The sequence below is a fragment of the Lachnoclostridium sp. An76 genome (assembly GCF_002161355.1).
GTDB classification, from domain to species: Bacteria; Bacillota; Clostridia; order Lachnospirales; family Lachnospiraceae; genus Mediterraneibacter; species Mediterraneibacter caccavium.
Genome location: NZ_NFHL01000001.1, coordinates 103,374 through 125,556, shown reverse-complemented (window position 1 = coordinate 125,556; position 22,183 = coordinate 103,374). Strand labels below are relative to the sequence as shown.

Annotated in this window: 26 protein-coding genes and 2 pseudogenes; 6 read left to right on the top strand and 22 right to left on the bottom strand. The window is 43.4% G+C overall.

Going from position 1 to position 22,183, the window contains the following annotated elements; all coding sequences use genetic code 11:
* The first annotated feature begins 3 nt into the window (after nt 1–3).
* Entirely contained in the window at nt 4–720 is a 717-nt protein-coding gene (locus B5G27_RS00630; RefSeq protein ID WP_087177057.1) for a J domain-containing protein, read from the top strand.
* Here the strand turns inward: B5G27_RS00630 and B5G27_RS00625 are convergent.
* From B5G27_RS00625 to B5G27_RS00595, 7 genes and pseudogenes are all read right to left on the bottom strand, one after another.
* Nucleotides 709–1,173 carry a low molecular weight protein-tyrosine-phosphatase gene (locus tag B5G27_RS00625; protein ID WP_087177056.1) on the bottom strand — a complete coding sequence of 155 codons (465 nt, stop codon included), beginning with the start codon at nt 1,171–1,173 and terminating at the stop codon, nt 709–711. The genes B5G27_RS00630 and B5G27_RS00625 overlap by 12 nt on opposite strands.
* Nucleotides 1,174–1,327: 154 nt before the next feature.
* Nucleotides 1,328–1,804, bottom strand: coding sequence for a hypothetical protein (locus tag B5G27_RS00620; protein ID WP_087177055.1), 477 nt, complete (start codon nt 1,802–1,804; stop codon nt 1,328–1,330).
* A gap of 173 nt (nt 1,805–1,977) precedes the next feature.
* Nucleotides 1,978–2,982 (bottom strand): hypothetical protein, encoded by a 1,005-nt coding sequence (locus B5G27_RS00615; protein WP_087177054.1) that lies wholly within the window; start codon nt 2,980–2,982, stop codon nt 1,978–1,980.
* 467 nt (nt 2,983–3,449) lie between these two features.
* Nucleotides 3,450–4,253 carry an ExeA family protein gene (locus B5G27_RS00610; protein WP_087177053.1) on the bottom strand — a complete coding sequence of 268 codons (804 nt, stop codon included), beginning with the start codon at nt 4,251–4,253 and terminating at the stop codon, nt 3,450–3,452.
* Between the two features lie 177 nt (nt 4,254–4,430).
* A complete protein-coding gene (istB, locus tag B5G27_RS00605; protein ID WP_242958187.1) occupies nt 4,431–5,186 on the bottom strand; it encodes an IS21-like element helper ATPase IstB in 756 nt (251 codons plus the stop codon).
* Nucleotides 5,183–6,637 carry an IS21 family transposase gene (istA, locus tag B5G27_RS00600; RefSeq protein ID WP_206608963.1) on the bottom strand — a complete coding sequence of 485 codons (1,455 nt, stop codon included), beginning with the start codon at nt 6,635–6,637 and terminating at the stop codon, nt 5,183–5,185. The genes istB and istA overlap by 4 nt, the downstream gene beginning before the upstream one ends.
* A 114-nt stretch (nt 6,638–6,751) precedes the next feature.
* Nucleotides 6,752–7,180 (bottom strand): annotated as a pseudogene (locus B5G27_RS00595) (integrase core domain-containing protein); the annotation flags it as partial.
* A gap of 166 nt (nt 7,181–7,346) precedes the next feature.
* Between B5G27_RS00595 and B5G27_RS00590 the strand changes: the two are divergent.
* Entirely contained in the window at nt 7,347–8,603 is a 1,257-nt protein-coding gene (locus B5G27_RS00590; RefSeq protein WP_087177051.1) for a site-specific integrase, read from the top strand.
* Nucleotides 8,590–9,315, top strand: a complete 726-nt coding sequence (locus B5G27_RS00585) for a tyrosine-type recombinase/integrase (RefSeq protein ID WP_087177050.1) — start codon at nt 8,590–8,592, stop codon at nt 9,313–9,315. Before B5G27_RS00590 ends, B5G27_RS00585 begins: the two co-directional genes overlap by 14 nt.
* A gap of 45 nt (nt 9,316–9,360) precedes the next feature.
* Here B5G27_RS00585 and B5G27_RS00580 read toward each other — a convergent pair whose 3' ends face one another.
* The gene (locus B5G27_RS00580; RefSeq protein WP_087177049.1) at nt 9,361–10,269 is read right to left on the bottom strand and encodes an IS3 family transposase; all 909 of its coding nucleotides are present in this window, start codon (nt 10,267–10,269) and stop codon (nt 9,361–9,363) included.
* A complete protein-coding gene (locus B5G27_RS00575) occupies nt 10,266–10,598 on the bottom strand; it encodes a transposase (protein ID WP_072524275.1) in 333 nt (110 codons plus the stop codon). The genes B5G27_RS00580 and B5G27_RS00575 overlap by 4 nt, the downstream gene beginning before the upstream one ends.
* A gap of 120 nt (nt 10,599–10,718) precedes the next feature.
* Between B5G27_RS00575 and B5G27_RS00570 the strand changes: the two genes are divergently transcribed.
* Nucleotides 10,719–10,943, top strand: a complete 225-nt coding sequence (locus tag B5G27_RS00570; RefSeq protein WP_087177048.1) for a hypothetical protein — start codon at nt 10,719–10,721, stop codon at nt 10,941–10,943.
* On the top strand, nt 10,927–11,952 hold the full coding sequence (locus B5G27_RS00565; RefSeq protein WP_242958183.1) for a tyrosine-type recombinase/integrase: 1,026 nt from the start codon (nt 10,927–10,929) through the stop codon (nt 11,950–11,952). Before B5G27_RS00570 ends, B5G27_RS00565 begins: the two co-directional genes overlap by 17 nt.
* A 180-nt stretch (nt 11,953–12,132) precedes the next feature.
* Here B5G27_RS00565 and B5G27_RS15760 read toward each other — a convergent pair whose 3' ends face one another.
* The 11 genes from B5G27_RS15760 to B5G27_RS00520 all read right to left on the bottom strand — a co-directional run bounded on the left by B5G27_RS15760 (nt 12,133) and on the right by B5G27_RS00520 (nt 19,279).
* Nucleotides 12,133–12,366, bottom strand: a complete 234-nt coding sequence (locus B5G27_RS15760; RefSeq protein WP_143449625.1) for a hypothetical protein — start codon at nt 12,364–12,366, stop codon at nt 12,133–12,135.
* A 244-nt stretch (nt 12,367–12,610) separates the two neighbouring features.
* Nucleotides 12,611–13,357: an enhanced serine sensitivity protein SseB gene (locus tag B5G27_RS00560; protein ID WP_087177046.1), complete on the bottom strand. Its 747-nt coding sequence runs from the start codon at nt 13,355–13,357 to the stop codon at nt 12,611–12,613.
* A 5-nt stretch (nt 13,358–13,362) separates the two neighbouring features.
* A complete protein-coding gene (locus B5G27_RS00555) occupies nt 13,363–13,659 on the bottom strand; it encodes a hypothetical protein (protein WP_087177045.1) in 297 nt (98 codons plus the stop codon).
* Nucleotides 13,656–15,110: a pre-toxin TG domain-containing protein gene (locus B5G27_RS00550; protein WP_162611151.1), complete on the bottom strand. Its 1,455-nt coding sequence runs from the start codon at nt 15,108–15,110 to the stop codon at nt 13,656–13,658. The genes B5G27_RS00555 and B5G27_RS00550 overlap by 4 nt, the downstream gene beginning before the upstream one ends.
* A gap of 23 nt (nt 15,111–15,133) precedes the next feature.
* On the bottom strand, nt 15,134–15,451 hold the full coding sequence (locus tag B5G27_RS15755) for a hypothetical protein (RefSeq protein WP_143449624.1): 318 nt from the start codon (nt 15,449–15,451) through the stop codon (nt 15,134–15,136).
* A complete protein-coding gene (locus tag B5G27_RS00545) occupies nt 15,444–16,082 on the bottom strand; it encodes a hypothetical protein (protein ID WP_143449623.1) in 639 nt (212 codons plus the stop codon). The genes B5G27_RS15755 and B5G27_RS00545 overlap by 8 nt, the downstream gene beginning before the upstream one ends.
* 12 nt (nt 16,083–16,094) lie before the next feature.
* On the bottom strand, nt 16,095–16,415 hold the full coding sequence (locus tag B5G27_RS00540) for a hypothetical protein (RefSeq protein ID WP_087177042.1): 321 nt from the start codon (nt 16,413–16,415) through the stop codon (nt 16,095–16,097).
* Nucleotides 16,405–16,833 carry a hypothetical protein gene (locus B5G27_RS00535; protein WP_087177041.1) on the bottom strand — a complete coding sequence of 143 codons (429 nt, stop codon included), beginning with the start codon at nt 16,831–16,833 and terminating at the stop codon, nt 16,405–16,407. Before B5G27_RS00535 ends, B5G27_RS00540 begins: the two co-directional genes overlap by 11 nt.
* A gap of 195 nt (nt 16,834–17,028) precedes the next feature.
* Nucleotides 17,029–17,709 (bottom strand): hypothetical protein, encoded by a 681-nt coding sequence (locus B5G27_RS00530; protein WP_087177040.1) that lies wholly within the window; start codon nt 17,707–17,709, stop codon nt 17,029–17,031.
* A gap of 2 nt (nt 17,710–17,711) precedes the next feature.
* The gene (locus B5G27_RS00525; RefSeq protein ID WP_143449622.1) at nt 17,712–18,818 is read right to left on the bottom strand and encodes a hypothetical protein; all 1,107 of its coding nucleotides are present in this window, start codon (nt 18,816–18,818) and stop codon (nt 17,712–17,714) included.
* A 143-nt stretch (nt 18,819–18,961) separates the two neighbouring features.
* Nucleotides 18,962–19,279: a hypothetical protein gene (locus B5G27_RS00520; RefSeq protein WP_087177038.1), complete on the bottom strand. Its 318-nt coding sequence runs from the start codon at nt 19,277–19,279 to the stop codon at nt 18,962–18,964.
* Between the two features lie 231 nt (nt 19,280–19,510).
* Here B5G27_RS00520 and B5G27_RS16975 point away from each other — a divergent pair.
* Nucleotides 19,511–19,788 (top strand): annotated as a pseudogene (locus B5G27_RS16975) (IS30 family transposase); the annotation flags it as partial.
* 415 nt (nt 19,789–20,203) lie between these two features.
* Here B5G27_RS16975 and B5G27_RS00510 read toward each other — a convergent pair.
* Both B5G27_RS00510 and B5G27_RS00505 read right to left on the bottom strand, forming a co-directional pair.
* Entirely contained in the window at nt 20,204–20,884 is a 681-nt protein-coding gene (locus B5G27_RS00510) for a hypothetical protein (protein WP_087177037.1), read from the bottom strand.
* 81 nt (nt 20,885–20,965) lie between these two features.
* Entirely contained in the window at nt 20,966–22,177 is a 1,212-nt protein-coding gene (locus B5G27_RS00505) for a MalY/PatB family protein (RefSeq protein ID WP_087177036.1), read from the bottom strand.
* Nucleotides 22,178–22,183: the final 6 nt, after the last annotated feature.

The following is a 22,183-nucleotide window of genomic DNA, read 5'->3' as shown; positions in this document are numbered from 1 at the left end:
TCCATGATAGTGCGCACTTATTATGATATTTTAGGTGTTTCAAGAGATGCGACATTCGAAGAGATCACGACCGCCAAGAATGCATTGGCTAAGATCTATCATCCCGATGCAAATGTACATAAAGATATCGATACCACTGCCCTGATGCAGGAGATCCTGGAAGCTTACCGGGTGCTCTCTGATCCCGAAAAGCGCAAAGAATACAACCGGGATACATTCGGCGAGACAGACCGTGTGTTCCGTACTTTCAAAGTAGGACCCGAAGATGGCGAAGAGGAGGAAAAGACATCCTTTGTCACCTACTGGAACACAGTCAACCAGCTCAATGACGTCCTGAAAAAGAGCCTTCGCCTGATGGAGCGCGAAGCCCATAAAAAAACTCTTCCCCAGCGGATTTTCACGAAGATCGGGAAAGCCCAGAAAAAGGAAGAGACCTTCCGCGGCAGACAGATCGCAGAACTGTCTATGAAAGCTGTCCAGTACATCACAGTCATGAAGATGTCCGGCATCCCCATGGAATACTGGAACCCGGACGCCATGAACTGGGTCCTGATCCGCTGGGGGCAGAAGCAGTCCGCGGATTACCGGGTACTGTTTTCACGCTATGACGCCTTTGTGGAAGAGACAAAATCCGGCACGGAAAGGCTCCGTCTCAAGAACCAGAACCGTCAGTTCCATCACAACTTAAAAAAACTGCTCTCCTACGCTTTAGAGGCGTAGAAGGCAGTCATTCAGGAGGGCTTCGCAGCCCTCTTTCACATCTCTGTAAGTATCGTCAAAATTCCCCGTATACCATGGATCGGCAATATCCTGGCCCTTTCGGTCCGTAAAATCCAGAAGCTTATATACCTTGTGATCCGGATCATTATTTCCGATGATGCGGTTGATATTCCGGATATTCCAGGAATCCATGCCAATGATGTAATCAAACTTGTCATACTCTTCCCGGCACATCTGGCGCGCCCGATGATCCCCGCAGAGAATGCCCACTTCTTTTAATTTCCGGCGCGTGCCGTGATGGACCGGATTGCCGATCTCCTCGCGGCTGGTGGCGGCGGAGTCGATGTGGAAAGAATCGGAAAGGTTCATCTTGTTGACCATATCTTTCATAACATATTCAGCCATTGTTGAGCGGCAGATGTTGCCGTGGCAAATAAAAAGTATTTTTATCATTGTTTTGTTTCTCCTTGTTTTGCCCCGGAATGCCATGTTTTGCAAGGGTTTCTGGGATTATGGTAAAATGCTCTGAAATTACAGATTGTGGCAAATCAGAGCAGAATTAGGCATGTTATTACTACCTGTTAGTAGTAAAATTGGTAGTAAAAGATTATGCCTTACTACTAAGCATTTTTTCATTCTCCCAGACATCTCTTCTAATATTGCTTCCATCCGGGCACTGTTCTAAACACTGACCTAAAGCTTGGTAATGATCTATATAATAGCATTCTCTCGAAGCCATAAACTGAATATCTTTATAATAGTTTTCATAATTAAACATTATTTGTTCAATCACTCGTACTTCTATTCTTTTATGCTTATCATTTAGTGCCTCAATCACCTTATCATTTTGTAATAATCCTTTTCTAAGTTTAACAAAATGTGCATCATCGCCTGTCAAAAATCTTTTATAGATATTGACTGTTCTTCCTACATATGCACAATATTCCGTCTGCTGTTTATTATCAATAATGAAAATACCATATATCCCTCTATTTTTTGTACCATCTATAATTCCTCTTTCAAAAACAATCTTGTTATTTCCAAGAGTGTCTATCCATTTTAACGTAAGATTTTTATTATCCATAGAATTCCTCTTTATTTAATACTAAAATGAAAATTGTACTGTGTGCATCCCTTACGGTAATTTTATCGTGAGAATCAAGCATAATTTATAAATATCTCACCATTACAACATGTCTTTCTTTATAAAAAAAATTTGTACAGAGTTAACTTCCTTATCACAATTTAACAAATAAGTTATACTGCAACATATTTATATTTATGATAACGCAAAATAGAGTTTTCTAAACAATCACTATCCATATGAAGTTCCCCAACCTTATCTTTATTTATTATAACTTCAATTGATGTAATTCCATCAAAATGTTGACCAATTGTTTTAGAAGGTGACAACATTATTTCAATATCACTATCATTCTCAAATTTTATATCTTCTACCCAATATTTCTTAATATGTATGCCATCACTGTCAAACTCTGCATAAAGTACAATGTCTTGTTTATTCTCGCACTCTCCCATAGCATGCCCATCAACTACCATTTTCCCTACATGGTATCTATTACAAACAGGCTCTGAGTTTTTTAACACAAAATCAACGCTCTCCATCACATCAATATATAATCCAATAAAATTTTCATAATATCCAATCAATTCACTTGTACTTTTTGACTTATATATATTACCACGATACTTAAAATCAGGAATCCGTATATCTCTTTGTCCAGAAATTACATCCGCAAATGATGAACCTCCATATAAGTCAAGTGTATGTTTTCCATAATTATATACAGAACGTATATAGCAAACAATCTCATTCTCCCATAATTTTTCTACATAGCTATTTATCTGTGGCATTTTTTCTAATTTTCTATGCATATTTCCTTCAGTAACGGCTTTCTGTTTCAGTCCTAAATTAAGTGACGCATTAATATATTGCAACAAACAATCTAGTGAATTTGAAATATGCGATACCCACTCCAATGTCAATTTGTTCAAAATTGTATGAGCATTGTAATTCCATCCCAATACCTCTACGCTATTATAAAACGGATTTTTTTCACCCTCACTAATATTCTTTTTCCCTATGTCTTCATAAAGTTTTGCAGTAATGATGGCATAGTTTAAGTATAATTGTGATGAATATAAAAACTGACGTGCATCTAAGACACATTTTTCTCTCAAAAAATTTTCATATTCTTTTCCTTGATAGTATTTCATTTTGTCTGTATATTCTTGTTTCATTAAAATACATCCTTGTCTTAAATTTAATATAAACATTATATCGTCATTTTCACTTCTTTTCCATAGAAAAAACGCCCCAGCCTAAGCCCCGTTTTCCGTCGTAGTACTAGGAAAATTCCGTCGTTTTTATTTTCCCACTTTGTTCATCCATTCCTCTGAGCTTCGATTTTTCCCATTTTTACGGTAAATTTTCAATGCCCCTTTTAGGGCTGTTAGCGTATAATTATTATTGGCAAAAATAGGAATTATTCCTAAATAAAAAGGGAAGCAGAGAAAATCCCCACTTCCCAATCATACAGTTTTTCTTTATGATGTTGTTGTCCGGCAAATTAAATGATGCTCTATCAGGCAGATTATTTTATGCCGATTTCGGCTCCCATGGGGGGAACAGTCACTTTAAAAATGGCTGTTTCTGCGAATTGTTTTCCTAAAAGAAAAACATCCGCAAATTAATTGCGGATGCCTTTTCAGCCAAGCGTGCTGTCGTTGATCGCCTGCATGACAATGTCGGATGTAATGCGGCCTGCAGATTGGCTGTGTCCAATCACAAGTGAGGCATTGCAGAGCTTGCTGATCACACGGGCTGTCCCATCGGAAGCGTTCAGGATCGCTTCAATTGCTGCATCGTCAAAAACAGAGTCTGTACAGCCTGCTTTTTTCAGTTTCCACTCAATGTAAGCGCGCCCCTCTTCCTTTGAGTACCCTTCAATGTTGTAGTTCATAATGATACGCTGGCGGAGTGGCTCATGGATGGACAGCTGGAGCGTATTGTTCAGCTGGGGCAGCCCAACCAGAAGGATCACTGCCCGGTCCCGGGAATCCATCTCAAAGTTGAACAGGATCTTCAGATCGTTCAGGACGGCGTTCTTGATATAGTTCGCCTCATCAATGATGATCACAGGGGTTTTCCGTTTGTCCAGGGCAAGGCGGTTGATCTCCTCTTGAATGATATGGAAGTTTTCTGTTTTACGGTAGGAAGCCTGCGCACCAAGGGATACGGCAAGATTACGGTAGAAATCATTTACCGTAACCGTGGAGAGGCTGGTATAGATCACTTTGTATAAGGAAGGATTCAGCCCGGCAGACCAGGAACGTACCAGTGTTGTTTTCCCACGGCCGGGGGCGCCGGTAAGAAGGCCGAAGCCTTTCGTCTTTGCGAGGTAATCCAGCCGGAACTTCGCTTCCGTATATTCAGTACCCTCAAAAAGGATCTCTTTGGAATTCTTTAAAAATGGGTTGAATTCAAGTCCGTAACGCGCAGTAAGCTCCATCAGTCCTCACCTCCTGCCAGCCGTACTTTGTCACGTTTTACAAAGGAGTTGTCCTGTTTGTTGAGGAGGTGGATCGGCGTAAGGGAACCATCGTGTTTTTTGTCAAGTACTTTTCCCTGAAAAAAGCGTCGGAATTCCCTTTTTTCAGCAAGGGATTTTCCCTGCCTTCAGCGGGCATTATGCATCCCTGCGCATGAGGGCGTGCTCCATTCGGTAGCTTTTCCCCTCGAAGATCAATAAATGTCCGTGATGGACAAGCCGGTCGATCATTGCAGCGGCCATCTGGTCATCCGTAAAGATCCCTCCCCATTTTGAGAATTCCAGATTGGTTGTCAGGATCAGGCTCTTGCTCTCATAGCTGTCAGATATAACACGGAACAGCAGCTGGGATCCGTCCTTATCGACTGGTACATATCCCCATTCATCCAGTATGAGCAGGTCAAGGCTGCGGAGATCCCGCAGAAGGCGCTCCAGCGTCCCGTTTTTCCGCGATTCCGCAAGCCTCAGCACAAGTTCTGTTACGGTATAAAACTTCGTCTTGTAACCGAGATTGCAGGCCTTTACGCCGGCTGCGATTGCCATATGGGTTTTACCGATGCCCACTGGACCGTAAAGCACAAGATTCTTTTTCCCCGGGACAAACTCAAGGGTTTCCAGTTCCTCCCTGCTGAATGCAGGGGGAAATTTTACGCAGTGATAGCTGTACCCCTCAAAGGTCTTATAGGTTGGGAACCCGGCCCGTTTAATCAGACGTTTTCGTCGGTTTTCATCCCGGAGAGTCAATTCCGCCTGCAGCAGTTCCAGAATAAACTCCAGCTGCTTCTGCGTCCCTTTTTCCCGGCAGATCTCTGAAATCCTGCCCGAAAGGAAGAGCTGCCGGCTTGCTCCAAGGATCTGTGTACAGAAATCCTCTTTCATCTTCGGTGTCATCATGAAACAGTGTCTCCTTCCTTCAGAAACATATCATCATATACTGCAAGGGATGGGCCTGCCTCCGGCGGTGTATAAATGCCATATCCGGTAATCCTTGCGGCAAGCACGGAAGCATCACAGATGTTAATACTGCCTCTTGTACAGGCCATCTCCATAGCGCTGGCCGCTGCTTGAAAGCCGTACTGGCTGGTCAGCTCATTCATGATCCGGAGGCAGTCCTTCAGTTTCTCTTTCGGCTGGGCATCCATGTAAGCCCTTAAAGCATCCGGTGTTTCGCGGCGCAGCCCGCTGTTTCCCCATGCTCCGGAGTTTTTCATCAGGACAGCCAGCGTGGTACTGTAATCGCTGATATCCGTGCGGTTATCTCCGTAAGCGCGCCGGTGAGTCGTGACGACCTGTCCGCCTTCTGTAAGAATGTCAACGGTATGGGCACGAATTCCCACCAGCACCTGTTTGTTTGCGTTTTCCGGCCTGGTAGAATAGAAATGCTTTCCATCCATACAGACTTTGCCGAAACCATCCGCTTTCAGCCATTCATATCGGCAGACATCGAACCGTTTTGGCGGCAGCATCAGGAGGGCTTTCCTGTCTTCTTCAAACAATTCCCGGATAGGGATCTGTTTCTTATAATGGAGTTCGGAAGCTTTCTTTTCATGGCGGGCAAGCAGCTTCCGGTTGTACTTCTCTATCTCATTGAAATGCGGGACCGGAACAAACAGGTTCGCACGGTTATAATCAACCTTGCGCTCCACATTCCCTTTTTCCCAGCCGGAATAGGGGTTGCAGAAGCGCACCCGGAAGTGATAATGGGCTCGGAAACGGGAGAAAAGTTCTGATTCATGGATCGCATCGCCAATCCGCCGCCCGACACCGGTTGCATTGTCAAAGATCAGTAACGGCGGTACGCCGCCGATAAATTCAAAGATATCCTGCAGGCCCTGGCAGACACACTCCGCAGTTTCTCCGCCGAATACCTGGCTGTATCCATCATTGCTGTAAGGGAACGACACGGTCAGATATTTCTTGCGGCAGAGCTTCCCGGCCTCATAAAAGTCAGCTTCCCCAAAATCAACTTGTGCAGGTCCGGGATCCCAGATCAGTTCCAGGTTTGCTTTCTCCGTTTGGATGGAACGGCATTTCTTCATGTAGCGTTGGACAATGCTGTAACTCCCGGTATAGCCATGTTCCTCCACGAGACGCTCATAGACTCTCTGAGCGGTATGGTGCTGCTTTCGCCAATGTTTCTTGTCTTCGTCCAGCCACTCCTGGATGATGGGCTTGAAGGGATCCAGTTTGGATGGCTTCTCCTGGATAACGGGTGGCTGCGGTGAGAAATCATCCTGCGCAAGATACTTGCGTATCGTTTTGGGATCAGCACCTGTTTTTTTAGAGATTTCACTGATCCGGTATCCACAATTGCTCAAGTCTTTGATATGATTGATTTGGGACATAGTGAGCATCTTCCTTTCCTCCTTTATCTTTGGTGGTGCTTAGATAAAGGATAAATATAATGTAAAGGGGAATCAATATGTCCCGCTTTATTTAGGGAATTTCCCTTGCTTTTTTCAGGGAATTCTGACGCTTTTTTTCGGTAAATTTAGTGTATCATAAACACCATCGGCCTCCACAACAAAGATATCTTTCATGTCCGGCGTATAACGCAGGGTGATGCGCTGCTTTGCAAAACGGTAATCGACCTCATACTCTGTCTGGTCGATCACGATGACCGAGTCCGCCGATACCCTGCGTTCGATCTCAAGAAGGAAAGAGGATTCGATCTGTTCATCCGGCAGGCGGCGGATCAATTCCGGCTCCTGAAAGAAGCGTTCCTGCGGGGAGATCCCTTTCAGGGAGGAATGGGGCCTCTGGTTATAGCTTCTGACATAGGCCAGCAGGCTGCCCCGGAGCTCTTCGAGTGTGTGGAAGTCCCTCATATCCAGGGATGCCATCCATTGGTCCTTCAGGGTACGGAACCACCGTTCGATCTTGCCTTTATTATGTAAAGATTTACATAACAAAGGTTATGTAAAGACTTCATTTATGTAAAGAAATGTGGGCTCAGCCCAGTGTTTACACGGAACTGAGCTTAAATTTCTTTACATAAAAAAACAAATATGAGACCATATTTATCCAAACTATTTCAAGGAGGTACCGATAAATATGGTAACAAATTTTGAAGAACTGGTTGCCTTATGTGATGAAGAATTGCAGCATAGGGAATACGAGTCGAATTATTATGTAAGGATAACCGCACAGTGGAATGCCTTACGGGAATGGCTGAAAAGCAAAGAGATTTCTGAATTCAGTGAAGCCATCGGCAAGCAATACTGCGATGAGATATTTGGCACGCATCTCATGCCAAAACGCGCGCCTGCTCATTTTAGGGAAAAACTGCGTGCTGTCCGCATGTTGATCTCTTACCAGCGGAATGGCGATTTTGAATTTCGCTGCCCAAGTGTTGAATATACTTTTCATGGAGAGATTGGTTTGGCAGCATTAAGATATCTGGATTATTGTAGGGATGAACTTATGCTTGCAGAGAAAACAATTGAAAATAAAAGGGTATATCTGTATAACTTCTGCAGGTTCATGAACGGGAAAGGGATGAAATATGAAGATCTTTCGATTGAAAAAACAGAATGTTTCTTTTCATCCATGAATTATTCCCTTGCCTCAAGACATAATGCCGCGCGCACCATAAAACTTTTCCTTCAATTCGTTTATGATGAAGGAACATCATCAAAAGATTGCTCTGTTTTTATCCTTCCTGATAACTATAAGAAGGATTGCAAACTGCCAACAACATATGAAGAAGATGAAATCAGGGAATTGATCGCTTCTGTAGAAAGAGCATCACCTATCGGGAAAAGAGACTATCTGATCCTGCTTCTCGCTACAGAATACGGATGGCGTGCAAAAGATATCACCCGTTTTTCTTTTGATGACATTGACTGGGATAAGAATGTCATACATTTCGTCCAACATAAAACGGATGTATCGGTAGAGTTCCCTCTTTTGGCTACAGTAGGGAATGCGATCATAGATTATCTGAAACATGCAAGACCTGCCACAGATGCTCCGGAGATCATTGTATCCATGGAGAATGTCAATAAAGGAAAGCCCTTGTCTTCCCCGACAATCCATTCCGTTGTTACCAAGTATATGAAGCGCGCCGGAATAAAAAACTGGCAGAATAAGAAGCATGGGCCCCATGCCATGCGACACAGCCTGGCGACAAACCTCCTGAAAAAGAATGTCGCCATGCCGGTCATAAGCACTGTTATGGGGCATCAACGGACAGCGACCACGGGTTATTATATATCCGTAGACTATGATAAGCTGAAACAGTGTGCCCTTCCAATGCCTGTGCTTCGCTCTCCATTCTACAGCAAGGAGGGCAGATATGGCAAGATATGAGTTTAGATCTGTTTTCGCAGATGAAATCAAAAACTATATAAATGATAAAACAGAAGCTGGCTTTGATGGTGACAACTTCAGACGCAACCTCATAGGATTTGACCGTTTCTGCGTAGAACAGAGGATAATGGAGCCAGTATTTAGCACCTTCCATGCATCCAGATGGCTTGAGCAGCGAAAGAACGAGTCCCACACAACGCATTATTTAAGGATAAATTCCAGCAAACAGTTTCTGAAATACCTGAGCATAAAAGGTTATGATGTTTTTGTAGTACGCGATATAAAATACAAAGGGACAGATTTTGAGCCACATATTTATACAGATGCCGAATCTGAACGATATTTCATGGCAGTTGACAGTTATACAAGCGGAATGAACCGTAAAGACGCCATCCAATACCCTGTACTGTTCCGAATCCTTTACTGCTGTGGAACCAGAATTAATGAAACTCTCGGAATCCGTAAGAAGGATGTGGATCTTGATAAAGGTATCCTCCTTCTGAATGAGACAAAAAACGATAAACAGCGCTATGTTGTTGTGGGGGATGATCTCAAGGCTCTTTTAAATGAATACGCAGACAAATGCTTTTACCTTCTGAATGATACCGATTACATTTTTACGAATGCAAATGGAGGCAGACTTGATCAGAAAAGCATTTACGAAAAGCATCGGGACTTTCTGTTCCGAGCCGGTATTCCCTACATAGGGTGATATTGTCAAGATTAGTTGACACATTTATTTCAAGGATATCACTGACTATGCTACCAGTTCCAAATCCTCATAATACTGTCTGCGTTTTATCATGGGAGGCAGCCCGCCATTGGCAGAGCAGATCCTCCGGTTATTCCAGTAGCTGAGGAAGTATCTCCAAATGAGCGCCTTTAATTCCTCTACCGTCATCTGCCTTGTGTCATAGCGGTCATAAAGGAGCTCTGTCTTCATTCTGGCCCACATACTCTCACAGCGTGCATTATCATGGCAGCGTCCTCCTGCACTGTTCATGCTTTGGTGGATGTGGTGCTCCCGGATGGTCTGGCGGTAAGACTCACTGGTATACTGTGTCCCACGGTCACTGTGGATGATCGCTCCTTCCAATGCGGGATATGCAGTCAGGGCATTTTCCAGTGTTTGGATACACAGATCTGCTTTCATGTTTGTCCCCATTGACAGACCGAGGACGCTAAGATCAAAGCAGTCGAAAATCGCAGATACATACAGTTTCCCATTGCGCGCCGGGATCTCCGTGATATCTGTAATACATTTTTCTAATGGGGCATCTGAATGGAAATCCCGCTTCAACAGATCATCCGATTTCATGGCTTCCCGGTCTGCCTTTGTAAGTCCATTCGGCTTTCTCTTTGGCCGATGGCTCAGGCCGATCTGATCCATAACCCGGTATACGGTCCGTTCACTGGGTATATGTACGCCCTCCGGCTGCTTCAGCAACAGCGCCTGATACATCCGGATCCGTCCATAAGTATCGTTACATTCATCCTCACTGATGATTTCTTTCATGGCATCCGCCAGATCCTGGTACTTCCATGGACGGTCTTTGTTTGCGAGATATTTATAGAAGCCCTGCCGGCTGATACCAAGCATCCGGCAATAAAATGAAATTTTTCCGGTAATCCTGCCGTCCTCTGTTTTAAAAGCGAGAAAGATCATTCTCTGGTTTTTGCTGACTTCCGACGGCTGGCGGCGAAAAAAGCGCTGGCTTCCTCCAGAAATTCATTTTCTTCCTTCAGGCGGCGGATTTCTTTATCCTGCTCCTTCACCCGCTTACGCAGCATGGTAATTTCTTCTGACAGGCTCATTGCACTGGCAGGGGTATGGGAACCTTCCCCAACATCCAGCTTACCAGCTCTTACAGCTTTCAGCCATGTATGGATGGTTCCTTCAGGGATTCCTAATTCTTTAGCAGCCTTAGCGCCGCCGATTTCTTTGGCAAGTTTCACTGCCTGTACTTTGTATTCATGGTCATATTTACGTGCCACTTTGAATACCTCCTTATTCTCTTGGTTTTATTATGAAATCCTTGAGAATAAGCTGTCAACTTTTTTTATACCACACCAGGGGATGGCAATGGGCCAAGAATCCATGACTGGAGACACCATATGGCTGTATATTCCTTTAAGCAGATGACGGATTCCGGGCTGGATATGTATGTTGCGCTGCCTATACTGTCAACTTATTTAGGTCACAAAACAATTTTTGCCACGGAAAAGTATGTAAGGCTGACCTTGCAGCTTTTCCCTTACATCGAGGAAAAATTTCATTCCACGGTTGACAGGATATTTGGTAAGATAACGAAAGAAGGTGCTGATGATGAAAACAACTGATTTTGCAGTACATCTTAGCAGATATTTTACCCGTTATCTTCCGAATGAAAATGGCAGTTCTCCCCAAACCATAGATACTTATAGGAATGCTTTTGTTCTTTACCTCGAATACATGGAATCCATATGCGGAATAAAGCCTGAAAAGATATCTGTCATGGATTATACAAGGGAATCCATACTTGGCTTTCTGAAATGGCTTGAGGAATGCAGAAAAAACAGCCCGGCCACACGTAATTACAGACTTGCCGCAATGAAGGGATTTGTTCATTACCTAAAATATGAACTGCCGGATTACATGGAGGAATACCAGCGGATACTCGGGATCCCGTTAAAAAAAACAGAACAAAAAGAGATTTCCTACATGAAGACGGAAGGCGTTGAACTTTTAGTCGGTCAGATAGACATGAATGCCACGAATGGCTTGAGAGATTATGTAATGTTACTGCTCCTTTATACAACCGGCGTACGTGTGTCAGAACTGATAAATATAAAAGTAAAGGACATTTCACTGACTGAGCCGTACACTATAAGGATCCACGGCAAAGGGAATAAAGGCAGGTATGTCCCACTGATGAAAACGGCTGTTCCACACATACAGAAATATATCTCCTGTATGAAATATGATACCGAGGCACGCTTTGAGGAATATCTTTTCAAAAGTCATATGAATTCACAGTTTACAAGACAAGGTGTCAATTATGTGCTGAAGAAATATGGGATGAAAGCCAGACAGAAAGAGCCAACACTGATACCAGATGACCTCACAGCACACAAAATGCGGCATACTGCTGCGATGGAGCTCATTACATCAGGAGTTGATCTGATGTATATAAGGGATCTGCTCGGACATTCCAGCGTTATGACTACCGAAATCTACGCAAGAACGGATGCGAAACTGAAAAGAAAAGCAATCGAAGCTGCAAGCAAAGAAATCCTTCCAAAAGAAGAAGCAAAATGGGAATCTGATACCAATCTGAAAGAATGGCTCAAAAGCTTTAATAAGCGGTAAATTTATGTAAAGAAATTTAAGCTCAGTTCCGTGTAAACACTGGGCTGAGCCCACATTTCTTTACATAAATGAAGTCTTTACATAAGCTTTCATCTCGCATCCCATGTGGGTAATGGTTAATTTATAGGTGTGTACAAATTTTAGATTTCTGGATTTCTTAAAGTATAACTCTAATAACTATTAGCGAACTATATCCTTTGAAATAATCTCTCCATTTTCAATATTTACTAAAAATCGTCTTCCGAAAAAATTAATTGCTCTACAATTGCCATCTAATATGTCCACCCCCACATATGGACTTCTGGCAGTTCCACCAATGGCAACTGGGGCCGGTTTTATGCTCCAAAGTAATTGGAAATCTAGAGTATAGCAATATACATTATCATATCCATCATCTTCATCAGTTTCAAACACTATAACTACTTTCCCTTTTCCATTCCTCCGCCCGATCCAGGTACTGACTGGAGAAATACTTCTTCTGGTAAACCTAATTCTTCTTTTCTTTCAACTGTCCTTTGGCTTCCTTTAAACGCTCTATCTTCTCAACCTGGAAACCTTTAGCGAAGGTCCATAAAATGCTTCGGCTTAGGCGGATTTCCCCTGACAAGGTAAATCTGACACCTAAGCTGATTCGCTTTAACCACTAAATAACAATCTACTATCTTACAAAAAAGGGGGCTTGTCCCTCTATTGCACTTTTACCTAAGCCCGAATTAGCTAAAACCATATCCAATAATTTTCCATTTAAAAAAGGCTGGCATATCTGACCTATTAATGGAAATAGTTGTTGTGGAGAAATTTTTGAATCTAAAACAAGTAAATAACTGGATTCTTTGCCTCGTACCATCCAAAGCAAATATGCTTTATCTACATTTTGCATTTTTACAAAATACTCTTTAAGTTTATTTACCATATCAGTGGGGTACTCTTTGGGTATCCCCAGCATGACCGATTCGCCTTTTTGAATAATCTGTTCATTTTTTCTTGTATTAGTCAACATTTGTCTATCCAAAACAATATTTTGTCCATAAGGATTTATGACCATCCCTTGATACGGTGAATCATTTTTTATTATAATGCCTTGATAATCTTCATATGACAAAATCAATGTTTGTTGATCATGGTTCTGTTTCCATTTCTTTAATTCTTCCCAGTCTGTAAACGCCATCAAAAAATGTTCACTTTGTTCATTGTCTATGCTCAATAAAGTAATACTGGTCCCTTCCCCTAGTACAATTTTATAATTTTCCTTTTGCGATATTTTTCCAATTTCCATATTTATAGGACATAAAAACTCAGCTTTGAAAACTTCATCCCAAAATAGTTCTTCCTTTTTATTTCCTTGCTTTATTTCTTCAATGGCATTCACTAAATTAGGATTAGTAATTGGTTTATTGATATCCATGTTAGCTATTTCCTTTCCGTATAGTCATCCGCACTAAGTTTTTTAACAGAACCTTGTGCCGGAAAATCAGGGTAAATAAATTCCCATAATACACCACATTCAAGACATTTGTACCACTTGTCTGCATACCACTTCATTTCCTTTCCATTAGTACTATACCCAATATAATACGGTCTTTCCACAGGGATTTCAACAAATAATCCTTTTTTTACCTGTTCTTCAAAAAAGTTTTTCAATTCTTCAAATTGTTCCCAAGAATTAATTTTTACCCCCATTCTTTCATTACAATCACATTTTCTCATTGAAACCACCCCATTTCTACTATAGGAATATAAACTTGATTTCCACCTCCAGGCAATGTTCCTATCACATTTCCAAGACTATCATATATATTTTGTGGTGCAGCTATACCTTCATAAATTGTTGTTCCTTGGGGAACAACTACTCTTGTTACATTTTCTGCAGTATTCCCCCATGCTGGATTTAAAGCCAAATCAAGTTGTGACTGTAGTCCACCACCTTGCGGTGTCGTTGACATGTAAGAGCCAACTTCTTTTGCATTTCCTCCGCTTACTCTATACATCACCGTATCTTCTGTTAATACTCTCTCTGTATATGTAGCACCATTAAAAGAATTCGCTACTTCTTCATTTAATGGTCCTGGATTGGCTGGAGAGTATTTTACTCCCTGCTTTATCTGCGTCCTTATCCCGTCTACTTCGTCCGCTCCCGCTTCCAGCACCACATTCCCTGCGCTGTCTTTAAACACATATTTCCCGGCTGTCAGCGACACCGTCACTCCTGCTCCCACGCTCAGCATCAGCGTGATCGGCAGCGGGAGCCCCAGTTCCTCTCCCATTTTTCCCACAGCATACGCTGTCCCATTGGAAATCAGATCTGTCGCAATGATCCTCCCTCCCGTCTCCAGCGCTTCCCTGCTGAACAGCTTCGCCACCCCGCTTGCCTTGATCCCGATAAACAGGGTCACAACGTCTACTACGGCAAAGACCCCTTTCAGTCCTCTCTCAAAGTCTGTCAGGTCCTCCCCTGTTATCATATCATACCCGGTACACATCTCGATCAGCGGTTTTATGATCGTCACGTCCAGTATCGCGGAGATCAGTTCCTGCAGGGGCTTATCCATCTTATTGTCAAATTCCCCCTTGGTATTCAGATACGTCAGATATTCCTCCAGGGTGACTTCTTTCCCAGTCTCGTCTTTCAGGTTATCCTTTATCTTATCATACTCCACCGCAAACAGGTTCGTAAAATCGGAAAATTCTTTGGGCATCCCGATCAGGTCCCCATGACCGGCATTATCGTTCAGGCTGGTCAGCCCCAGGAAATCTTTCATCGTAAGGCTGACAGCCTGGGCGTCATACTCCATGATCTGTCCATACGCGTCATGGATCTTGTAATGCCGTTTCAGCCCCAGCGTATTCTCCGTTGAGTAGTCCTCCATCCGGATCCGGCTCAGCTGCTCTGTGGCTTCATTCTGGAACCCCCGGTACAGCGGCTGGTCGATCTGCGCGTCGATCTCGCTCATCAGCGTGGAGATATAAGCGTTCAGCAGCCCCATACCTAACGCCGTTTTCTGAATGTTCTCTGCCTGGCTCTGATATCCCAGTCCTTCCATCCCTGCTTCCAGCAGGAGTTCATCCATTTCCTTTAGATAGTTATCCACGTTTTCCAGCTTGTATTGATAACCATGAGGCATACAATACGGTTCCTTCTCTTCCCATTGTACTGCCATTACTTTTTTTACTTCTTCCGCGCTCATTCCCCTGTTACCTGTATCCCTTCCTGCCCCATCAGCCATGCTGCCATAGCAGCATCGCTCTGGTACATGCTCTCATAAGTGTGATATACATAGGAGGCGCCTTTTGCATAGAATTCACACAGACGGCTGATATGCTCATACAGCTGTTTAAAATAGTTCACCATACTTTCTGTTGCCTCTCCTTTGTATGCTCCCTCCACTCTCTCGCTCATCCCGGAGAGCACCTCCAGCGCATTCAGCACCTGTGCGGCCACGTCTGTCAGTTCGGACATATAATCCAAAAGCTCAACTCCTACGATCAGATTTTCATCCATTTATATCTTCCCTCCTCAGACCCAGATCACTCATCAGGCGCATCCTCACAGTTCGCGCACTGATCTTCCTCTGAAACTGTCCGCTCAGATCATACTTATATCCGGTTTCTCCTCTCCAACAGTAGACCTCTTCCCTCTCCGGTTCGTTTTTCCTATATATCCCGGTGATCAGCAGCCCATCTCCATAGGCGCCCAGACTCTCTGTCCACTCTTCATAGAGAAGTTTCTCAAGGATGATAGGGCATTTCGTATCCTGGCTGCGGAGAAACTCATGCCGTTTCAACAAGGCAAACATCACAATCCCACTGTCCGCTGAGAACACTTCGTAACCGTCTGACATTTTTGCGACACAGATCACCCTTCTTTTCGTTGATACAGAAAGCATCAGGTGGTTCAGTACCATATGCCTTTCGCTGTTTCTGTACTGTTCCCATAACAGCAGCAGAGCGATTCCTTTTGGAGTAAACTTTTTCTCATCATCCAGAATCCCTTTTTTCCGGAGGGACAGCACGACTTCTTTCTTGTACTCCTCCATCTTGCTTTCTTCTGGATATTTACAGATGATTCCGAAAGGCGTCCTCCCTTTTGTAACGCTGTTTATAAACAGCATTTCACCCTCACTAAGTCTCATGTTTTTCCTCCGTTATATTTTCCCTAAGTCCTCATATTCCTTCCAGTTTGTATAAAATTCCTCCAGAGATTTCATCAGTTCTTCCAGATGCTCAATGCCTTTAGGCAGCGGCGCGTCTTCCCCATGGATAAATGCTTTATGATACTGCATCAGAAGGTCTAAAAATGCTGCCATTGTTTTCTGGGAGTTGCCGCTCCATTTCCCATCGTAATCGATCTCGTTTTTCACTGTCTCCGCTTTCGTGTACGCCGCTTTTAAATACTCCTCTACCGTTTTCAGATCCTCTCCAATAGTTTTCATATTTGCGCCGTCACAGTAAAATTCAGTCACCATTCTTTTTCTCCTCTTTTTTCGCCCACAGTTCATTTCTAAGTGCTGTTTCCTCAGCGGAAACACACCCTTGCCAATACGTCAGATTATTTTGTGCCGCTGAGAGTCTGTCCCTGGCAGTTGACAGCGCCGTCTCCATCTTTGTCAGAACCCCTTCGTTTCTTTCGTTCCAGACATCCTCCTTTTCAGCGTAATACCGGGACATTTCTCCTTCTGCTGAACTGGGATTCTTTGCGTAGGACTGGCAGATTTGAGTTCCATGAGCCGTTGCTTCATCAAATTCCGCCTGACATTTGGATATCTTTTCATTCAACTTGTCCACGAGCTTCTGATATTTGTCCACATTCTTTTCCGCATCAGTATAGTTGGTCAGATCAATCCAAAAGTAGCGTAATTCATTCCATATATCCCCAATTCCCATGACAATATTCCTCCTCTCTTATGGTAAGTTAATAAAAAATCGGAAGCAGACCTATAAACTATATTTATTTATAGGACTACTTCCGAAGCCAAAATACAGCAGATCGGAATCCCGAGAGATTCCCCTGAATGGCTCTTGCTTTACAAGATCCGGATGATCACAGAATGGGCGATAATCCGATCCATCATCTGTCAATTATAAATGATCTCCTCTTGAACCCGTGTTCTTTCTGCGGACAATCATATAAACTGCTATTGCCAGGATGAGAACAACCGGAATCGCAAATATAACGCCAGGAATCCCTGTTCCATCTGATGCCGCAAGATTACTTCCTGTATTCGATACGCCTGTCACTCCATTTTTATCAGAGGTGCTCTCCGCTTTGACTACTGTCAGATCATTTGTCGCCAGCGGATTTGCCATAAAACGATACGTGAGGATATTTTCCTGTGTTCCCAGCCTCGTATATGGAAGGATGCCTTCTATCTCATCCAGCATCACTTTGTTTTGCTCATAGGTAGACTGTTTTAAAGCTTTTGCATTTGCAAGATTCGTATCCAGCTTGTCATTAGATGCCTTTTGAGCCGTTTCAATGCTTTCTGCCTGCTTCTGCGTATTCTCTGTTGAGGCTTTGTAAACTTCAGTTACATACTCCTCATACTGCTCATTTTGATTTCCTATCCTTTCCTGTATACCCCGCTGATTCTCTGACAGAGAACGGTGAAGGCCTCCAAGCATCTGTATGTCCAGATATTCCTCCGGATTAAAGTCCTGGATTTTTTCACTCAAGACGTTTTTCGCATCCAGTAAGCTTGTATAAGCAGTACCAAACGTGTTAAGGTCAGTTCTCACCTGCTCATCTTTCCCCTTCAGCATTTCTATTGTTCTGCTAATGGTTTCCTTCCCTCTGTATACCGGGTTGAAGTATCGATCAAATCGTCCATTGCCCGTGTAATGCTTTCTGCGCTGATATCTCCCAGTTTGACATCCGAAAGGTTAGGTGCCTGAGGCATGTCTTTAAACATGTAAGTATCAACTGTCAATACAGTCAGCTGTATATCCTCCTGTGAATCTGGCACTTCTTCAAGTGTGGGTTCGCTAATAATAGCTTCCAAATCCGCTTTTACTTCCTCTTCTGATTTTTCCGGGAATCTCACTGGGTTAAGAGAGGTTAATGAATCATACAGATCCTTTACTGTCTTGATCAACTCCCTATTTATAACATATTTAGCATAATATTCCTGCAATTTACTATTTGCATACTGAATCCGGGCGCTCTCCAGATAGTCCAGCTTCTGATCTACGTCTGCTTTTGTATACAGTTCATAGTAATTGTGGATGACTTCTGCCTCCATGTCTGGATCCACCACTGTTTCTGTTTCCTTGGGATCACCCAGGGCTGCTATTGTTTTCTGATAATCCTGACTTGTCTTCTCAACCTTTTTATTATAATCTTCCTGATCAATTTTAAGTGTGTCAAATTGAGAGATTCCCGCAGTTAATGTTTGCAAATCACCACTTACAGAATTTTTGATAGTTTCAAACTCGTCTTTTTCTTGCTGGTCAACTGTATCATCAATCTCCGGAAGCGTCATCGGACTCCCATGGTTTTGCATCAAAGTGTTATATGCACTTTGGATTCCATTCTCACCGTTAACTTTATCTTCTAAATTTACAGAACTGGTCTTAACCTCTTCAAAACTTAGCAGTCCCTGATCCCATGCCGTCTGATATGTATCATCTATCTGTGTCAGGATTTCATCACTTTCCTCATATGCAGGCTCCAGATCCAAAACATCAATGTTCTTTTCTACCGTTGTAAGTTCCGGAAGCTGTATTGTCTCCCGAAGATCATCTCCCCTGATTTCACTCAAAGCAGTTAAATCTCTGGAATCGTTGTTTTTGATCGTTGAGGCTGAATCCTGTACTTTGTGTACTTCAGATAATACAGAGGATAAATACACTTCGCTGATACCGCTGCTCAAAGTAGTGTACGCGTCTCCCACGGAATAAATTGCCTGTGCCTGCGCTTCCCGTGTAAGATTTTGGGAAATGGCGTATTCAAGGACCGCCTTTTGCGGCGAGCTGTTTATGGATTCCACTGCTGATGAAAAGGTTCCCGGCAGAATCAGATAAGCACTATATTTTCCATTCTCGATCCCTTGTTTTGGGCTTCAATTCCAGTCACTTCATAACTAATATCCAATGTTCCCAGCAATGACTGGCTGTAGCTTACAGTCTGATCGTTTTTCTTGACACCTTCATCCATATTTACAATGGCGATCAAATCTGTATCATACATTTTTTCTTCTGTTGTATCCTGGTGCTCTGAGTCAACAGACTTAGCCTCTGCTGTGGTAGTCTGAGTCCCCATATAGTAACTCCCGCCAAGACAACAGCCGATGGCTAATGCGCTTAAAACAATTTTTACTATCCTATTTTTCACACGGATTTCCTCCCTTTTTTATTCCTGAAGCAAAGTTGTCTTCCTTTGATTCCTTTCAAGTAAATGTTGTATATTCTATGTGATAACTGTGCCCCAATATAAAATAGCAGGGGCCTTCTCCTGTTATATTCTACACTATCAGACTTTTTATGGCAATATTTTCCAGTTCAGTTTTTATCCTACTAAAATGAATTTTAAGCTCCACCTTTCCTTAGACTGGTAGAGTTTACTCCTATGCGCAGTGGTCGGAAAGGGGATGTGGAAAATACCCACATAATGCTACGGATGATACTTCCGAGGGATCCAGTTTTGAATTTCTTACACAATAGGATCTGAACCTGATCGTCAGCCATATCGATTCAACTCCAAGGCGGAGTCTCGGTGGACGTACGCCATATGATGTTGACCTGGAAAGCTTTGGGGAAAGTACCTTAAAAGCGCATCAGATTAAGCAGATTACCCCAGATGAGGTCAATCTGACACCTGAGCTCATGCGCTTTAACTACTAATAACAATCTCAGAAAAAACTGCGGTTGGAATGGAAGTAAACTTTTCACATTTTTCAAATATAACTGGTAGAATTAAGTCTATCACACTGAATTCCAGCGGTCCGTTTTCCATGCCCAAAACATGATTTTTTTATGAGAAGTCGTTCTTATGTATGTGCCAAATATTCTAACGGATTTCCTGATCCATTGGATTCTCTTATATTCGTAGTCGAAAGAGATATTTATATTTGGACTGTTTCACTATAATTATGGAGGATAGGTTATGGCAGGCACTCGCAAAGCCCATGTTGCGACACCGGAACAGCTCAGGCTGATCAATGAATGACGTCAGAGCGATATGACGGACGCTGACTGGTGCCATAAAAACAACATTGGCGGTAGTCATATTGATCGTTTCCCCTTATTATTTTATCCTTTATTGAACCTCAAAATTTACAAGCCCATATTTCTTATATCCATCGCCGACTAATTCAATTTTCATTGTTGTTGCTCCTGCCACCTGAATCTCAATCGGTGTAAGCGGTGTTTCTGCATCAATAGTAAATTCTCCGCTTTCATTATCATTCAGATATACACGCAGCATTCCATCAATAATAGAAGACTCATCGATCCGCCCTGCATCAAATTTAACGCTCTGATATTCCCCATCCAAGTTGAGTAGAATAAATGGGGTCCACCCCCACAATTGAATCGCATCTGTATATCCTTTTCCTCCAATTTTCAGTTCCCCTGTATTATTGGAAGAATTGTATTTTTCATACCCATCTCCGTCATAAATTGCTTCAAAAAAGTCCTTTTTTGTCGTTTCCATTTTTATACTTCTTTGCTGATTACTTTCAAGACTTGCTTGAAGTTTTTCATTATCTTCAACCAATTCCTCATTGTCTTTTTTTATCTGTTCATAATCATCAGCTGTTATGATTTCCTGTCCTCCAGATTCACCTGTAATTACAATCGTATTATTGTTTGTGTTATTATTTGTATTGTAATTTGTATTAAATGTATTCGTAATCCATGCACCCCCAACCATGCCCGCAATAATTCCATTTTCCTCCTTTGTAAATAGGCACAATATCATTCCCTTGTATAAGGCCATTCTGTCTGTTTACAAAATACAGTACAAAGTTCAAAATCGAACCAATAACGCCCTCTTATATGACAAGGTAATACCTTCTTTTCATAAAAACACATATCCATCCAACCGTTCAAAGGCCTCCACGATCCTTGACTTCGGTGACGCCAGATTCATCCGGATATGGCAGGGTCCGCCGAACGCTCTCCCGTCCTGCCAGCCGACTCCCACCTTCCATCCGTCTCTCAACAGGTCATCGATGGACTTTCCGCTTTTCCTGCAGTACTCCGTACAGTCAAGGAAGAGCATGTATGTTCCCTGGGGCTCCGCCACGTCTGCGCCGGTAAAGTGTTTCCGGATAAAATCTACGGCAAAGCGGGCGTTTCCCTCCAGCACGGCCCGCAGTTCTTCCAGCCACTCATACCCTTCCGGCTGATACGCCCCGATCAGGGCGTGCATGGAGAGGACATTCATCTCATTATAGTGTGTTGCACGGGCATGTCCGCAGATCCGGTCTCTCAGATAACTGCTGTAGATGACGTGAAAGCTGCCGATCAGACCGGCAAGGTTGAATGTCTTGCTCGGCGCGTAGGCTGCCGCCACATGCTCTCTCGCCCAGTCATTCGTCATCTGGGTCGGGATATGTCGATGCCCAGCAAAGGTAAGATCCGCCCAGATCTCATCGCTGATCACATAGCAGTCGTTTGCCTCATACACCTCCATCGCCCGCTCCAGCTCCCAGCGCTCCCATACGCGGCCGGTGGGGTTGTGCGGGGAACAGAAGATGGCAAGGTGGATGTGGTTCTCTTTCAGCTTCCGATCCATGTCTTCATAGTCCATCCGCCAGATCCCGCCGCTGTCTTTTTTCAGCGGACTGTGCACGGATACCCGCCCAAGCCCCTCGATATCCTCCCGGAATCCGAGGTAAAACGGGCTGTGAAGAAGGATCTTATCTCCGGGTTCCGAGAGCACCTGGACGGCGCTCGTCACAAAGCCGTGCACTCCGTTCTCATAACCGATATTCTCTTTCTTAAGCCCGGTCACGCCGAAATGATGTTCCTGCCACCGGATGATGGAATCATAATATTCCTCAGACGGGCGGAAATATCCAAACGCAGGGTGCCGCACTCTCTTCATTATGGCTTCCGTGACGGACGGACAGGTGGGAAAATTCATGTCTGCCACCCACATGGGGATAAAATCAAATCCTTCCATGGGCTTCTCCGGCTCGCTGCCCCATACCTTCTCTCCTACGCTGTCTATGGCAAGAGCGTCCCTGCCCCTGCGGTCCATGATCGATGTAAAATCGTACTTCATAAAATG

What these genes read in the sequence shown, in the direction of transcription:
- B5G27_RS00630 (WP_087177057.1), top strand. Translation starts at nt 4, where the DNA reads ATGATAGTGCGCACTTATTATGATATTTTAGGTGTTTCAAGAGATGCG.
- B5G27_RS00550 (WP_162611151.1), bottom strand. Translation starts at nt 15,110, where the DNA reads ATGGCAGTACAATGGGAAGAGAAGGAACCGTATTGTATGCCTCATGGT.
- B5G27_RS00610 (WP_087177053.1), bottom strand. Translation starts at nt 4,253, where the DNA reads ATGGAGCTTACTGCGCGTTACGGACTTGAATTCAACCCATTTTTAAAG.
- B5G27_RS00555 (WP_087177045.1), bottom strand. Translation starts at nt 13,659, where the DNA reads ATGAGAAAATGTGATTGTAATGAAAGAATGGGGGTAAAAATTAATTCT.
- B5G27_RS00620 (WP_087177055.1), bottom strand. Translation starts at nt 1,804, where the DNA reads ATGGATAATAAAAATCTTACGTTAAAATGGATAGACACTCTTGGAAAT.
- B5G27_RS00615 (WP_087177054.1), bottom strand. Translation starts at nt 2,982, where the DNA reads ATGAAACAAGAATATACAGACAAAATGAAATACTATCAAGGAAAAGAA.
- istA (WP_206608963.1), bottom strand. Translation starts at nt 6,637, where the DNA reads ATGTCCCAAATCAATCATATCAAAGACTTGAGCAATTGTGGATACCGG.
- B5G27_RS00590 (WP_087177051.1), top strand. Translation starts at nt 7,347, where the DNA reads ATGGTAACAAATTTTGAAGAACTGGTTGCCTTATGTGATGAAGAATTG.
- B5G27_RS00530 (WP_087177040.1), bottom strand. Translation starts at nt 17,709, where the DNA reads ATGCTGAAGGGGAAAGATGAGCAGGTGAGAACTGACCTTAACACGTTT.
- B5G27_RS00560 (WP_087177046.1), bottom strand. Translation starts at nt 13,357, where the DNA reads ATGGATATCAATAAACCAATTACTAATCCTAATTTAGTGAATGCCATT.
- B5G27_RS00625 (WP_087177056.1), bottom strand. Translation starts at nt 1,173, where the DNA reads ATGATAAAAATACTTTTTATTTGCCACGGCAACATCTGCCGCTCAACA.
- B5G27_RS00565 (WP_242958183.1), top strand. Translation starts at nt 10,927, where the DNA reads ATGATGAAAACAACTGATTTTGCAGTACATCTTAGCAGATATTTTACC.
- istB (WP_242958187.1), bottom strand. Translation starts at nt 5,186, where the DNA reads ATGATGACACCGAAGATGAAAGAGGATTTCTGTACACAGATCCTTGGA.
- B5G27_RS00585 (WP_087177050.1), top strand. Translation starts at nt 8,590, where the DNA reads ATGGCAAGATATGAGTTTAGATCTGTTTTCGCAGATGAAATCAAAAAC.
- B5G27_RS00535 (WP_087177041.1), bottom strand. Translation starts at nt 16,833, where the DNA reads ATGGGAATTGGGGATATATGGAATGAATTACGCTACTTTTGGATTGAT.
- B5G27_RS00505 (WP_087177036.1), bottom strand. Translation starts at nt 22,177, where the DNA reads ATGAAGTACGATTTTACATCGATCATGGACCGCAGGGGCAGGGACGCT.
- B5G27_RS00580 (WP_087177049.1), bottom strand. Translation starts at nt 10,269, where the DNA reads ATGATCTTTCTCGCTTTTAAAACAGAGGACGGCAGGATTACCGGAAAA.
- B5G27_RS15755 (WP_143449624.1), bottom strand. Translation starts at nt 15,451, where the DNA reads ATGGATGAAAATCTGATCGTAGGAGTTGAGCTTTTGGATTATATGTCC.
- B5G27_RS00540 (WP_087177042.1), bottom strand. Translation starts at nt 16,415, where the DNA reads ATGGTGACTGAATTTTACTGTGACGGCGCAAATATGAAAACTATTGGA.
- B5G27_RS00545 (WP_143449623.1), bottom strand. Translation starts at nt 16,082, where the DNA reads ATGAGACTTAGTGAGGGTGAAATGCTGTTTATAAACAGCGTTACAAAA.
- B5G27_RS00570 (WP_087177048.1), top strand. Translation starts at nt 10,719, where the DNA reads ATGGCTGTATATTCCTTTAAGCAGATGACGGATTCCGGGCTGGATATG.
- B5G27_RS00510 (WP_087177037.1), bottom strand. Translation starts at nt 20,884, where the DNA reads ATGGCCTTATACAAGGGAATGATATTGTGCCTATTTACAAAGGAGGAA.